Source organism: Micromonospora sp. A3M-1-15, assembly GCF_024213425.1.
Classification (GTDB): domain Bacteria; phylum Actinomycetota; class Actinomycetes; order Mycobacteriales; family Micromonosporaceae; genus Micromonospora; species Micromonospora chersina.
On sequence record NZ_JANAVK010000003.1, the window covers coordinates 813,677 to 826,940 of the forward strand.

At 68.8% G+C, this 13,264-nt stretch carries 14 protein-coding genes and 2 pseudogenes; 11 read left to right on the plus strand and 5 right to left on the minus strand.

Annotation, left to right across the window (positions count from 1 at the left end):
• Positions 1-535 precede the first annotated feature (535 nt).
• The gene (groL, locus tag NLX85_RS18955) at positions 536-2,107 is read left to right on the plus strand and encodes a chaperonin GroEL (RefSeq protein WP_254336933.1); all 1,572 of its coding nucleotides are present in this window, start codon (positions 536-538) and stop codon (positions 2,105-2,107) included.
• Between the two features lie 144 nt (positions 2,108-2,251).
• Here the strand turns inward: groL and NLX85_RS18960 are convergent, their stop codons facing one another.
• A complete protein-coding gene (locus NLX85_RS18960; RefSeq protein WP_254336935.1) occupies positions 2,252-2,923 on the minus strand; it encodes a BON domain-containing protein in 672 nt (223 codons plus the stop codon).
• Positions 2,924-3,189: 266 nt separating this feature from the next.
• On the opposite strand from NLX85_RS18960, the gene NLX85_RS18965 reads away from it, so the two are divergent.
• Both NLX85_RS18965 and NLX85_RS18970 read left to right on the plus strand, forming a co-directional pair.
• Positions 3,190-3,411, plus strand: a complete 222-nt coding sequence (locus NLX85_RS18965) for a hypothetical protein (RefSeq protein ID WP_254336937.1) — start codon at positions 3,190-3,192, stop codon at positions 3,409-3,411.
• Between the two features lie 575 nt (positions 3,412-3,986).
• Positions 3,987-4,133 carry a hypothetical protein gene (locus NLX85_RS18970; RefSeq protein ID WP_254336939.1) on the plus strand — a complete coding sequence of 49 codons (147 nt, stop codon included), beginning with the start codon at positions 3,987-3,989 and terminating at the stop codon, positions 4,131-4,133.
• Between the two features lie 617 nt (positions 4,134-4,750).
• Here the strand turns inward: NLX85_RS18970 and NLX85_RS18975 are convergent.
• The 3 genes from NLX85_RS18975 to NLX85_RS18985 all read right to left on the minus strand — a co-directional run bounded on the left by NLX85_RS18975 (position 4,751) and on the right by NLX85_RS18985 (position 6,225).
• On the minus strand, positions 4,751-4,912 hold the full coding sequence (locus NLX85_RS18975) for a hypothetical protein (RefSeq protein WP_254336941.1): 162 nt from the start codon (positions 4,910-4,912) through the stop codon (positions 4,751-4,753).
• Positions 4,913-4,940: 28 nt separating this feature from the next.
• Positions 4,941-5,885: a HEAT repeat domain-containing protein gene (locus NLX85_RS18980; protein ID WP_254336943.1), complete on the minus strand. Its 945-nt coding sequence runs from the start codon at positions 5,883-5,885 to the stop codon at positions 4,941-4,943.
• Between the two features lie 67 nt (positions 5,886-5,952).
• The gene (locus NLX85_RS18985; RefSeq protein ID WP_254336945.1) at positions 5,953-6,225 is read right to left on the minus strand and encodes a hypothetical protein; all 273 of its coding nucleotides are present in this window, start codon (positions 6,223-6,225) and stop codon (positions 5,953-5,955) included.
• A gap of 191 nt (positions 6,226-6,416) precedes the next feature.
• On the opposite strand from NLX85_RS18985, the gene NLX85_RS18990 reads away from it, so the two are divergent.
• A complete protein-coding gene (locus NLX85_RS18990; protein ID WP_254336947.1) occupies positions 6,417-7,037 on the plus strand; it encodes a DUF4240 domain-containing protein in 621 nt (206 codons plus the stop codon).
• 98 nt (positions 7,038-7,135) lie between these two features.
• Positions 7,136-7,219, plus strand: a pseudogene (locus tag NLX85_RS33735) (adenylate kinase); the annotation flags it as partial.
• A 183-nt stretch (positions 7,220-7,402) separates the two neighbouring features.
• On the opposite strand, the gene NLX85_RS18995 reads toward NLX85_RS33735, so the two are convergent.
• Positions 7,403-8,098 carry a hypothetical protein gene (locus NLX85_RS18995; RefSeq protein ID WP_254336949.1) on the minus strand — a complete coding sequence of 232 codons (696 nt, stop codon included), beginning with the start codon at positions 8,096-8,098 and terminating at the stop codon, positions 7,403-7,405.
• Between the two features lie 173 nt (positions 8,099-8,271).
• Here NLX85_RS18995 and NLX85_RS19000 point away from each other — a divergent pair, with 173 nt between their 5' ends.
• The 6 genes and pseudogenes from NLX85_RS19000 to NLX85_RS19020 all read left to right on the plus strand — a co-directional run bounded on the left by NLX85_RS19000 (position 8,272) and on the right by NLX85_RS19020 (position 13,219).
• Positions 8,272-8,508 (plus strand): hypothetical protein, encoded by a 237-nt coding sequence (locus NLX85_RS19000; protein ID WP_254336951.1) that lies wholly within the window; start codon positions 8,272-8,274, stop codon positions 8,506-8,508.
• Between the two features lie 222 nt (positions 8,509-8,730).
• Positions 8,731-9,345: a dihydrofolate reductase family protein gene (locus tag NLX85_RS19005; protein ID WP_254336953.1), complete on the plus strand. Its 615-nt coding sequence runs from the start codon at positions 8,731-8,733 to the stop codon at positions 9,343-9,345.
• Between the two features lie 107 nt (positions 9,346-9,452).
• A pseudogene (locus tag NLX85_RS33740) lies at positions 9,453-9,581 on the plus strand (helix-turn-helix domain-containing protein); the annotation flags it as partial.
• A 167-nt stretch (positions 9,582-9,748) separates the two neighbouring features.
• Positions 9,749-9,982, plus strand: coding sequence for a TetR-like C-terminal domain-containing protein (locus tag NLX85_RS19010; RefSeq protein ID WP_254336955.1), 234 nt, complete (start codon positions 9,749-9,751; stop codon positions 9,980-9,982).
• 253 nt (positions 9,983-10,235) lie between these two features.
• Positions 10,236-11,558, plus strand: coding sequence for an MFS transporter (locus NLX85_RS19015; RefSeq protein WP_254336957.1), 1,323 nt, complete (start codon positions 10,236-10,238; stop codon positions 11,556-11,558).
• Positions 11,559-11,734: 176 nt separating this feature from the next.
• A complete protein-coding gene (locus NLX85_RS19020; RefSeq protein ID WP_254336959.1) occupies positions 11,735-13,219 on the plus strand; it encodes a long-chain fatty acid--CoA ligase in 1,485 nt (494 codons plus the stop codon).
• The last annotated feature ends 45 nt before the right edge of the window (positions 13,220-13,264 follow it).

Consider the following 13,264-nt stretch of genomic DNA (forward strand, 5'->3'; position numbering starts at 1 on the left):
CTCCCCTACCAGGCGACATAGAGTGCTGTCGACTGCTGCGCAAAACCGCTGAGCACTTCGTGTGAAACCGGAACGCTGCACCGCCTCTGACCAGCCAAAACGTGGAACCGCAGGTCGGGACCAGTGCCGTTCAGAGCAGTTCAACGCTGTTGAGTGCAGTTGCGGGCCGTTCAGTGCAACCTGCTGCTCCCAATCTGCTCCCCCGGCCGGCAGATCTACCCGGTTGGCGTTCGGGATCACCCCTGTCTGGGCGCCCAAGTCAGGGCAGATCGGGGTATGTCTCGTCGATGGCGGCCGAGACGGCGACGCCCCGCATCGTCTCGCAGTGGTCGACCGGGTGTTGGGGTGCGACCACGGAGGTTGATCTTCGTGTTCCTTGCACTCTCAGGTGGTGAGTGCTAAACCATAGTTAGCACTCGCCCTGTGCGAGTGCTAGCCGATTGGGATGAGCCCTCTGGTGGGGCGTGCGCGTACGTCATCGCAGGTCGGTCCGATCAGTGCTGCATGTCAGCACGACGAGTAGAGGACGACGCAGATGGCCAAGTTGATCGCATTCGGTGAAGACGCCCGTCGCGGCCTCGAACGTGGCATGAACATCCTCGCCGACACGGTGAAGGTGACGCTGGGCCCCAAGGGCCGCAACGTCGTGCTGGCCAGCAGCTGGGGCGCGCCGACCATCACCAACGACGGTGTCAGCATCGCCAAGAAGATCGAGCTCGACGACCCGTACGAGAAGCTCGGTGCCGAGCTGGTCAAGGAAGTCGCCAAGAAAACCGACGACGTGGCCGGCGACGGCACCACGACGGCGACCGTCCTGGCCCAGGCCCTGGTACGGGAGGGGCTGCGCAACGTCGCCGCGGGCGCGAACCCGATCGCGCTCAAGCGCGGCATCGAGCAGGCCGTGGCCGCGGTGACCGAGGCGTTACGTAACCAGGCCCAGGACGTCGAGACCAGAGCGCAGATCGCGGCCACCGCGTCCATCTCCGCCGCCGACGCAAGCGTCGGTGAACTCATCGCCGAGGCGATGGACAAGGTCGGCAAGGAAGGCGTCATCACCGTCGAGGAGAGCAACACCTTCGGCCTGGAGCTGGAGCTCACCGAGGGCATGCGCTTCGACAAGGGCTACATCTCGCCCTACTTCGTCACCGACACGGAACGGATGGAAGCCGTTCTCGACGACCCGTACCTCCTCATCGTCGAGAACAAGATCTCGAACCTGACCGACCTGCTCCCGATCCTGGAGAAGGTCATGCAGGCGGGCAAGCCGCTGGCCATCGTCGCCGAGGACGTCGAGGCCGAGGCTCTCGCAACCCTGATCGTCAACAAGGTCCGTGGCACCTTCACGTCGCTGGCCGTCAAGGCACCCGGCTTCGGTGACCGCCGCAAGGCCATGCTGGCCGACCTTGCCGTCCTCACCAATGGTCAGGTCGTCAGCGACACCGTAGGTCTCACGCTGGAAAACGTCACCCTCGACATGCTCGGCCGGGCCCGCAAGGTGGTCGCCACCTTGGACGAGACCACCATCGTCGACGGTGCCGGTGACGGGGAGCAGATCGCCGGCCGGGTCGCCCAGCTCCGCGCCGAGATCGACAACAGTGACTCCGACTACGACCGGGAGAAGCTGCAGGAGCGGCTGGCCAAGCTGGCCGGCGGCATCGCGGTGATCAAGGTCGGCGCGGCCACCGAGGTGGAGCTCAAGGAGCGCAAGCACCGCATCGAGGACGCCGTCCGCAACGCCAAGGCCGCCATCGAAGAGGGCCTGCTCCCCGGCGGCGGCGTGGCCTTGGCCAACGCCGCGGTCACGGCGTTCGACAAGCTCGACCTTGCCGGTGACGAGGCCACCGGCGCGATCATCGTGCGGGTCGCGTTGACCGCGCCGCTCAAGCAGATCGCCAGCAACGCCGGCCTTGAGGGCGGCGTGGTGGCAGAGAAGGTCAACTCACTTCCCGCCGGCCACGGCCTCGATGCTGCCACCGGCGAGTACGTCGACATGATCAAAGCGGGTATCGTCGAACCGGCCAAGGTGACCCGTTCCGCGCTGCAGAACGCCGCGTCGATCGCCGCATTGTTCCTGACCACCGAGGTGCTCATCGCCGACAAGCCATAGACGCCCGGCGTCGGCTTGCCGGCCAGCGACGACATTCGGGGCTGTCACAGACCGGAGCCGGCCAGTGCGGCTGCGTGCCGCACTGGCCGGCCCCGTCAAGGGATTGAGCTGTCGTGCCGTCAGGGACGGCGGGTGGATCTGGAATCAGGCGGTGACGGTGAGATGATTCTTGACGCTGGTCACGCCGGAACCTGACCACGACACGTTCTCGGCCTGACGGCGTTCGGCCCACGATCGCACGGACCCGCGCAGCGTCACCTCCGCGCCGTTGACATCAGCCTTGATCTGGTGGGAGTCGAGCTGGGCGTTGCGCAGGATCGCCCCGTCGATCGCGGCTCTCAGATCGTCGGACGCTGGAGTGGCCGCGATCAGCCTGATGGTGTTGGCGACCGCGGTGACGCCCTTGAGGTACATGACCGCGCGTGCCGCGGCCTCCCGCTGGTGCTGCCAGTTGACGGTGCCGGACAGGGTGACCACGTGATCGCGGACCCCTGCCTTGACCGTGTCGGAGGGTACGTCGACCGCCCAGTTGAGCATCTGGTTCGCCGCCTCGGCGATGTCGCTGTCCTTGGCCCCGGACACGCCCGGGTCGCGGACCACGATCTCGTCGGTGACGGCCTGGACGCCGGCTACTCGCATGGCCGCCCGTCTCGCCGTATACCGCTCGGGCAGGCTGCCCACGTCGCCGGAAAGTGTCACCACGCCGCCGTTCGCCAGTACCACGAGATGCGCGGCGTCGATGCTGGAATCAAACAACAGTTCGTCGGTTACGTTGGTCTGCAGGTCCTTGTCGCTCCTCCGGACAGTCTGTGTCATAGGCCAACCATGACCCTCCGACTGTCAGCACGCCAGCCGATTTGGTGCATATTCGAATAAATCTTGAGATTGATTCTCAACTGCATGTGTTTAACAGGTTATGCCGCCTTATTTGGTGCGGCTGGCCTGATCGCAAACAGAAGCGTGCGACAGCGACTCGCCTCGGCGCAACCACCGTCGGTGGTGGACTGAGGTTCGCGTTCTACGGGCGGATGTCGACGGAGGACTTTCAAGATCGGGCCTCGTCGTACCGTTGGCAACGCGAGGTGGCCTTCGACCTGATCGCCGACCGAGGCACGATCGTGGCCGAGTTCTTCGACGTCGGGCACTCCCGCCGCAAGGCGTGGGTGATGGGTGTCACGGACCTGAACCCCACAAGCCAAGCGCAGGCGGAGATGGCGGCGCTGCCCGCCTGCGCCGCGGGCAGCGGAGGTTCGGCGAGCGGCGTGCCGGTCATCGTGGACATGCGATCGGCCAACGTTCACTGAGCGCCGCTGCGGACTCCCGTCTGCGCATGGAACCGGGTTGGTTGCAGCGCAGCCACGTTCAACGCGGCCGCCAATGGGGGAACGCAACGACCCCCAAGAGCACCAAGCGCGCCAGGCCGAACAAGCGTACGATCGAGATATCCCGGAATCGACGACATCCCACTCCTGAGGTGCCAGCCACACCGGCCCTACCCCAAGGGGATGTCATGTCCGTCAATCGCACCCGAAACGCACCGGCAGACCCGGCCACCACAGCGCCGCCGCCGGCGGCAGCAGGCCCCACCAGCCAGGCGCCCTCCACCCAGGAGAGCGCCGCCTGGATCAGCCGCGCGAACAGCCTGCCCGGGACGTGTGGAAGACCGACGGGGCAGCCTGGCTGCCATGATTCCGACCGCGAGGCGGACCCGGCCCCGATCCTGGGCGCGTGGATCGGAACAGTGATGACAGCAATGAGGGAAGCAGCCACCCGTGTCAACGTCGGGCGCCGGTTTGCCGCGCACCCATCCCCGCCCTCACCCGACTCCGGCGAACGCCCCGCCGCCGGCACGAAGATCCACGATAGGAAGGAAACCAGCATGGCAACCATGGTCGACCGCATCCGCACATTCCTGCACAACCCGCAAGGACAACGGCTCACCCGCCAAGCGCGTGAGCAGCTCAACAAGCCCGACAACCAGCAGCGGCTGCGGAAGCTTGCGCAACGACTCCGGCGACGCGGGTGACTCCCGGCGAGCCCGTCAGATAGCCAGAGCCACCATGACACGTCGTCGGCCTCGTCAGTGACGTCAGCAGCGGGGCCAGGGCGCGCCGCCGCCCTGGCCCTGGGTGTCAGGGCCTGCGGGGCCTCCAGGACAAGGAACTGGCCCGGCTCCGTGCGCGGGTGGAGCATCTGGAAGGCGAGCTTCCCAAGGCCAAGACCGCGACGATCTTCCTGGACTGACGGTGCAGGTTCGGGTGGTCAACCTGGGACGGGTCCGGGCCCAACGATCAAGCATCGACGTAGAACAGAAGACCGGGGATGCGGATAGCCGGTGGGAACTCAGTGACTGGGCAGAGTTCCCCAGGTGGATCGAGCCCGGAGAAGCCCTCACTTTCCTAATGAGCAGGCAGGAGGTACCTCGCATGAGCATGCGGCATCCCTCATCAACCCGTGCTCATCGGGCAAAACCCGATCATCCTGCTGACCGGCAAGAACGTCGCTGAATGCCCGGCCATACCGTTCCTGCTGGAAGAACGCCACGAGCTGTCGCTTCAACTCGCCAGCGCGATCCAACAGATCATCATCGACGCTCCTTGTCACGGCCCTGTTCCTACCACGATCACCGATCGTCGGAATCCGTCAGCCGGTGAAGTCCTGCCCGACCAGTACCCGGTCGTAGGCCCGGACGTCGGCCAGGTTGCCCTGCCACCAGGCGGTGTCGCCGCGGCCCAGCCGGAACTCCCCGGACGGGTCGTCGACGGCGGTCACGTTGCCCACCATGGCCTCGGCCACCCCGTTCACCCCGAGGGTAAGGGTCCGTGCGGTGGCGTCATGCGCCACTGGCCTCCCCGTCTCGCGCCAGCATCGCGAGCTGCGGCGCCACGCGGGAATCCGAGTCGACCGCCTTCGGCAGCGCCTTGGCGGCCTGGACCCGCATCTGCAGGTCCTGCCCGGCAGCCATCGCCAGCAGCGCGTCCACCGCGGCCGGCCCGCCCACCGAGCCAAGGGCTTCCACGGCGCGCTCGTGGACATGCCGGTCCGGGTCGTGGAGCAGCCGCCGCAGAGCCGGCGTCGCCTCATCATTGCGGAGTCGCCCGAGTGCGTATGCGACCATGGACCGTACTCGTGGGGACCGGTCAGCGGCGAGAGCAACCAGCGGCGCCACCGCGTCAGCCCGGCCGGTGTAGCCGAGCCGGCTCACCGCCGACACCCGCACCTGCTCATCCAGGTCACCCAACGCCGCGGCGAGCACGGCAAAGGCCCAATCGTCGCCGGCAGGGTCAGGGATCGAGCCGATCGCCAGGGACCTGACCCTCGGATCCGGGTCGGCCGCGGCCGCAGCAAGCAGCTCCACATCTTGCGCCTCGACCACGAACCCAAGCGCCCACAGCCCCACGCGGCGAAGCTCCGGCGTATCGCCGGCGGCGAACTCACGCACCACGCGCCGGCTGGCCGCCCGATCCGCGTGCATCAGCTCGATGATCTCAGCCTGCAAGCTGTCCTGGTCATCGCCCAGGTCACGCGCCGAGGCGCGCAGCAGCACCGGCAGTGCCGCCATCCCCTGAATGCCGGCCAGGACGGCGGCGATCAGGTCGCGGCCGTAGAAATTCTCCTCATCAAGAAACCGGTCCAGCGCCTCCTGCAGCTGCGGCACCAAGCTGGTATCCCCGCACGCCGCCAGCGCCGTAACGACAGGTGCCACGTCCTCGTAATCGTCCTCCAGGTCCACGGCATGCCGGACCACGGCCTCCAACGCCCCACGACTGTCGATCACCCGCGCACCATGCCACACCGCCGGAACCGACACAGTGCCGCTGTCAACGTTTGCTGTCGTCGCGGTTCTACTCGGAGAACAGCCAGAGCCCGGGAAGCTCCGTTCCCTCCGGAACCCGGTCAAGGACCAAAGACGTGTTCACGCCGGCCAGAGCAACATGCGAGTCGATGAACCTGGTGCAGAGGTGATGGACGGCTCGCACGAAGACGTGGTGCCGCAGCTCGCCCTGGTTGAGCCACAAGACATCACCCTCGCGGATGTCCGCCAACTCCGGCCGTCCGGTCACCACAACTCCGACACGGGGAACCGTGAAGGAGTCAACGATCAGCATTCGAGCCACAGATACCTCTTTCACGAAGTCTCGGCCCCCGACCTGCAAAGATCGAGACTAGTGTCGACCAACGTCGGTCGCTGCCGGCGACCTGCTCGCCGTGTTGCCTGCCGTCGCCCCCGGGGGCCGTATCCGTCGGCGGGCTTGGCTGTACCGACGGCTGTACAGCCAGCCCTGGGCCATAGGGCGACCAGCGCTGGATGCGCGACGGCCAGACCGTTACCGTGCTCGACGTGCACATGGCGGAGTTCTGGAAGTTCCTGGAGCGATCAGCCGAGGAGACAACCGACCCGGCCCAGAGGCTCGACTGGTTGGCATTCCGGCTCAGCCGCGTCTCTGTTGAGCACATCGCGGACTTCCAGCTCCACCTAGAGGCTGCACGTCGCCCGATCGATACCCACGCCATGTGGGGCGCAGCCAACCAGATCATGGACGGCCTCTGTAGCGGCGACGCGTTCTGGTACTTCCAACCATGGCTCATCGGCCAAGGGCAGCGCTGGTGGCATCACGCCACCCAAAACCCCGACAACCTCGCCGACCTGCCCGCCGTTCGTGCGCTCGCCGGCCGCAACCCCCGGGACTGGGCCGACTCGGAATGGCCTCACTGGGAAGAACTCGCCTACGTGGCACCCCGCGCCTGTGACCGCATCACCGGGGGTGAAGACAGCCTCGAGGAAGCGCTGAACGCCCGGGGCCACCGCACCTACTCCGACCCGGAACCAACCGATCGACCCTGGGACAGCGACAGCCTCGCTCAGATCGAACAACGTCTGCCGCGCCTCGCGCGCTTGTTCCCCCGCCAGCACTACATGAAGCCCTGACCGCCGGGTGCTGGGCTGGGTAGAAGTGATGGAGGGGACCTTCTCGTCGGGCAGTCGTAGACCGTCCAGCCCTCCCTGGGTCCGGCCGCCGCACTTGCCGCGACTGCGGCAGAACCTGGCACCCCGCGTTCGCCGCCCCCGCACACCCCGATCTCTGCGACCGCTGCGGAAGTGAACTATTCCAGCGCCACGACGACAGCCCCGATCGCGCCACTGCGGGCCTGCAGTCCTATCGACCAGCTGCCACAGTCGTGCTCAACCACTACGGCTCGCTAGGTAGGCTCACCTCTATCGACGCGCCCCTCACACCGTCGGAGATCACCGCCGAGACACTCGAAGCGTCCGCAAGGGCTGGCGATGTTGGCTTAATGGGGCTGGCTGCTGGCACCTGCATATCGCGGGTACGGGCGGCCGCCCTCCAAAGTGAGCCCTGCTGCGCCGTCGGCTGTGCTGATCGACACGCAGGTCTCCCGGGTGTCGAGAAGCCAGCCGGCCGGGCGGCAGCTGTGTCCACCGTCCGGCGCCGGCCAGCCCCTGCTCGCCAGGTGGCCCCACATCCGTCGGGCCACTCGGTCGGCCGACTCGCCTGGCCGGCCGACGAGTGCGTAGGAAACGGCGCAACGACCGGTGCCGCACTCCGAGTCGCCGCCTGCGCCCCGAATGGCGAGGCCGTCGGGCAGCGGGCCGAGGTCCTGCACCGACGGTACGAACCCGTCGTCGTTAAAGTCCCAGGCCGCGGCGGGGATGCAGGCCAGGGCGACGAACAAGGAAAGACCGACCGCGATCCGGTACGGCCAGCGCCGGCCCGCCCGGTCGTCGTCGCCGCTGTCGGCGAGCTTCCGGCGCTGCATCTCCCCCGCGACGAGCAGCGTCACGGCGACCCCGAGGAACAGCAGCAGGCGCGCCTCCACCGCCGCCCGGGGCACAACGGCGGCGAGGGTGATCGAGGCGACCGCGACCAGGGTGAGCGCCACCAGCACGACGCCGGTGAACCACGGCAGCCGGGCGACGGTCAACCACGCGAGAAGCGCCAGCATGGTGACGACGGACGCGACGAGCATGGGTTAATGATCTATCGGCGGTGGCTCGGCGGGCGACCCCGTCAAGCCGGCCAGGTGATGTCGCGGGCGGTCTACTCGTCCAACAGTGCGCCGGCGTCCCGGTGCGGATGACGGTTTGCCGACGGGTCACCTCCAGCGGCCGTTGGCTTGCCATTGACGGTTTGCGTGGCGGCATGGGGACGCTGTTGGTCGCACTGCTGGCGGCGTCCACCGGTGCTGCCATCGCCATCACCGCGACCGTTCGCATCCAGCAACGCCGGACCGCCGATGCGGGACGGCGGGCGATTCGGCAGCTGGGCCGAGCCGCGGAGCGTCATCGCAGGCGCAAGCCGTCGACAGACGACGCCCCTCTCGACGACATCAACCGGGATGCGCGAAGCGCCGCTGACCAGCTCGGCGGCGGCTTATAGGTGCCCGGTCGCACGACGGGGTGAAACCGACACGGTGGTCGCACCGATCGAAGCCCCGTCGAGCTCTGTGGCCGCAACAGAATCAGGCCGCCCGACCCCTTCTGCCGCCGGTAGTCCGGGCGTCCGCCCCCACCGGTCGGCGGGTTGGCCCCTGGCCCGCCGATGATTCTGAGATGCTGCGGCGGTCCACCTGTCGACACCACCGATCGAAGGGACCATGCGATGGCAAAGGTCATCTCCACCCTGTTCATCTCGGCCGACGGCGTGGCCGAGATCGACCCGGACTGGCACTTCCCGTACTTCGACGAGAACATGGGCCGCGCCGTCGGCGAGGACTACGACACCGCCGACGTGATGCTCATCGGCCGGGAGACCTACGACAGCTTCGCCGGGGCCTGGCCCGACCGCGAGGCCGCCGGCGGCGAGGACGCGGTCTTCGCGAAGCAGCTCGGAGACATGCGCAAGGTGGTCGTCTCGCGCCAGCAGCTGGAATTCTCCTGGCGCAACTCGGAGCTGATCGAGGGCGATCTTGTGGACGCGGTCACCGCGCTCAAGGCCGATGCCGGCAGCAGAGGCGTCCTCATCCCGGGGTCGATCTCCGTGGTGCAGCAACTGCTCGCCGCCGGGCTGGTCGACGAGCTGCGCCTCCTGGTGCATCCGGTGGCCGCACGCAAGGGCCGCAGGCTGTTCGACGACGGCGACACGCCGTACCACTTCCGGGTGACGGCGACGGAGGCCTTCCCGACCGGCGTGATCCGCATGATCTACGCGCCGACCGCGGCACCGGGCAAGGTCGGCTACGCCGACGTCACGGACCAGGTGCCCGCAGGCAGCTAGGACCACGACGCGCCGAGGGCGTCGGCCGGCCCGTAGCCTTCGGGCATGGCGGGCGCACGGGCGGAGCGAGGGCCGGGGCGCCCGCGACAGGAGACGTCACAGGCGCGGTGCTGTCCGCGGTCCTGGAGTTGATGACCGGCCAGGGGCTGACCGCGGTCACGATGGACGCGGTGGCCGCACGTGCCGGGGTGAGCAAGCCCGCCATCTACCGGCGCTGGCCGGGCAGGCACGATCTGGTGCTCGCGGCGGCGGAAACGCGGATCGGTGTGCTCGCCGTGCCTGATCTGGGCAATCTCCGCGCCGAGTTGCCGGCGGTGCTGGACGCGCGGCTGGACGTCTACCGGATTCCGGGGACGGCCAGGTTGCTGGCGGGGCTGATTGCGGCGGTGGACGAGGCGGCACGGTGCGCGGCGCCTATCAGCGGTATGTCACCCGTCTCATGGGCGAGACGAGAAAGATCCTCGAGCGGGGTATCGTGCGCGGTGACGTGCGTGCGGACATCGATGTGCAGGCGGCGGCCACGCTGGTGGCGGCGCCCTTGATCTTTCGGCTGATGATCGAGCAGCAGGTGCCCGACGGGCGTTTCGCTGCGGGCCTGGCCGACATGATCGCTCGCGCTGCGGGGTCGCCCGCCTGATCCGGTAGCGCGGAGAGGCCTCCCGCATCTGTTGGCGCGGCATGCCCGACGCCTCTTGAGCTGGTGTCCGCTGACCTGCGGCGGCGGCGAATTTCCGCCTCGGGCTCTTGCGCACAGGTACGCCTATAACGATACTGTCGGTCACGGATTTAGCGTGTCCGAGGTCACGTAGATGCCACCATCCCTGGCGTCCCGCCCTGCTGAACCACCCGCACACCGCCCCCCACCCATCGCAGCCACCAGTGGAGCAACCGTGGCCGACACCGAAGTCGCACCCGCAACGGCCGTTAGCCTCTCCGCGAAGGCACCGGACAACCGCCGCCGCTCGTGGATCGTCACCGCGTTGCTGGTCGCCTTCATGATGATCAACTTTGCGGACAAGTCGATCGTGGGTCTGGCCGCGGACCCGATCCGGGAGGATCTGGGGCTGTCCGCGACCCAGTTCGGCACGGCGAACAGCGCCTTCTTCCTGCTGTTCTCCATCTTCGGCGCGGTCGGCGGGTTGCTGGCCGACCGGGTGCGCCCGCGGTGGCTGCTGCTGGGCATGGTCCTGTTCTGGTCGGTGTCTCAGGCGCCGCTGGCGCTGGGCGCGGGCGTGGCCATGCTGTTCACCTCCCGCATCATGCTGGGCGCGGCGGAAGGCCCCGCTTTCCCGATCGCCCAGCAGACCGCTCTGTCGTGGTTCCCGAACAGCAGGCGCAATCTGCCCAGCGCGCTGATCACCGCCGGCACCACGTTCGGCGTGGTGGTCGCCGCGCCCGGGCTGACCTGGATGATCACGGAGCACGGCTGGCGGTCCGCGTTCGGGGTGGTGGCCGTCGCCGGTGTGCTGTGGGCGCTGGTGTGGGCCGTCGTCGGCAAGGAGGGCCAGTACGCCGTCGCGACCGGCCCGGACACCGCCGCCGACACGGCGGCCAAGGCCGCCTCCGAGCCGGCCCCGAGTAACGTCGGCTATCGGCGCATCCTGGGTACCCGCTCCTGGATCGGCGTCACCGCCGCCTTCTTCGCCACCTACTGGATGGTCGCGCTGACCGTCGCCTGGCTGCCCTCGTACCTGCACGACGGGCTGGGCTACTCCAGGACCGCCTCGGCCAACCTGGTGGCGCTGCTCTGGGCCGCCAACGCCGTGGCCCTGCTCGGCCAGGCCGGGCTGACCGGATGGCTGCTGCGACGCGGAGTCAGCAGTCGCTGGGCGCGAGCCCGGGTCGGTGGCATCACCCTGCTCCTCAGCGCGGCCGGCTGCCTTGCCCTGACCGCCGGCCAGGGCGGCCCGCTCACCGTGCTGCTGCTGATCGCAGGGTTCGGGATCTGCGGAGTGATGGCGACCATCGCGGTCACCACCGTCGCGGAGATCGCACCGGCCGAGCGACGCGGGGGCGCCCTCGGCATCATGCAAGGTGTCGTGACCACTGCGGGCCTGATCGCCCCCATCCTGGTTGGCCGCCTGGTCGACACCCAGGGCGCGGCCGGATACCAGCACGCGGTCCTGATCTCCGCAGCCGTGCTCCTGCTGGGCGGAACCGCCGCGGTCACGCTCGTCGACCCCGCCCGGGACCAGCGGCGCCTGGCGCAGTGACCCGCCGCGCCACCCGGCCGCCCGCCTCTATGACGTAAGCGGCGGCCGGGTCCACGCGGGCACGAGGGCCCGTTACGCCGACATCCCCAGAGACCGGCGCGGCCGGCCTGCCGCGGCTGATGCCGGAAGCCGAAGAACCGATCCACGTGAACCGCATCCCGATGGAGAAACCGATCATGACCAACCTTGCCCAGAACCTGGCGGACTCGGCCGCCCGCGACGGCGCCGCACCCGCCATCCGGCTCGGCGACACGGTGCTGTCGTTCGCACAGCTCGAGGCGGCCAGCGCCCGGGTGGCTGGGCTGCTGCGCGACCGTGGCGTGCGGCCCGGCGACCGGGTTGGTGTCATGCTGCCCAACGTGCCGCAGTTCGCCGCCGCCTACTACGGCATCCTGCGCGCCGGTGCGGTGGTCGTGCCGATGAACGTGCTGCTCAAGTCCCGCGAGGTCGCGTTCTACCTGAGCGACTCGCAGGCCAAGGTCGTACTGGCCTGGCACGGGTACGGTGAGGACGCCGCGGCCGGCGCCGCCGCCGCCGGCACCGAATGCCTGCTGGTGGTGCCGGGCGAGTTCGAAGCCCGGCTGAGCGCCACCACGCCGCAGGGTGGCATCGTCGCGCGCGAGGCGGGCGACACCGCTGTCATCCTCTACACCTCGGGCACGACCGGTACGCCCAAGGGCGCGGAGCTGAGCCACGCCAACCTGACCCGCAACGCCGAGGTGGGCGTCGATCTGCTGGCGCTGACCTGCGCCGATGTCGTGCTCGGCGCGCTGCCGCTGTTCCACTCGTTCGGGCAGACGTGCGGGCTCAACGCGGCGGTCGCCGCCGGGGCGTGCCTTGCGCTCGTGCCGCGCTTCGACCCCCAGGCCGCGCTCGACACGATCCACCGCCACCGCGTCACGGTCTTCGAAGGCGTGCCGACGATGTACGTCGCGCTGATGGCCCACCCGCAGCGGGCCGAGTTCGACGTGGACAGCCTGCGCCTGTGCGTGTCCGGTGGCGCGGCGCTGCCCGTGGAGGTCATGCGCGCCTTCGAGGCCGCGTTCGGCTGCATCATTCTCGAGGGCTACGGCCTGTCGGAGACCTCGCCCATCGCGTCGTTCAACCACGCCGACCGGCAGCGCAAGGCCGGGTCGATCGGCACCCCCGTCGCCGGGGTCGAGATGGCGCTGCGCGACGTCGAGAACGGCGTCGGTGAGATCGTGATCCGCGGTCACAACATCATGAAGGGGTACTGGGGCCATCCGGACGCGACCGCGGAGGCGATCGACGCCGACGGCTGGTTCCGCTCCGGCGACCTGGGCCGCGTCGATGAGGACGGCTTCTTCTTCATCGTCGACCGCAAGAAGGACATGATCATCCGCGGTGGGTACAACGTGTATCCGCGCGAAATCGAGGAGCTGCTGTACGAGCACCCCGCCGTGCGCGAGGCCGCCGTCATCGGCGTCCCGCACGCCGAGCTGGGCGAGGAGATCTGTGCCGTGGTCGCGCTCAAGGCCGGCGCCGAGGCCACCGCGGAGGACCTGCGCGAGCACGTCAAGACGCAGGCCGCGGCGTACAAGTACCCGCGGCACGTGTGGATCGTCGCCGAGCTGCCGAAGTCGCCGACCGGCAAGGTCCTCAAGCGTGAGGTCACGGTGCCCGCCGGCCTGGTCGCCTGACACCGCGCCGGCGCCGCCGGCGCCCGGACACCATCGCCTGCCGTT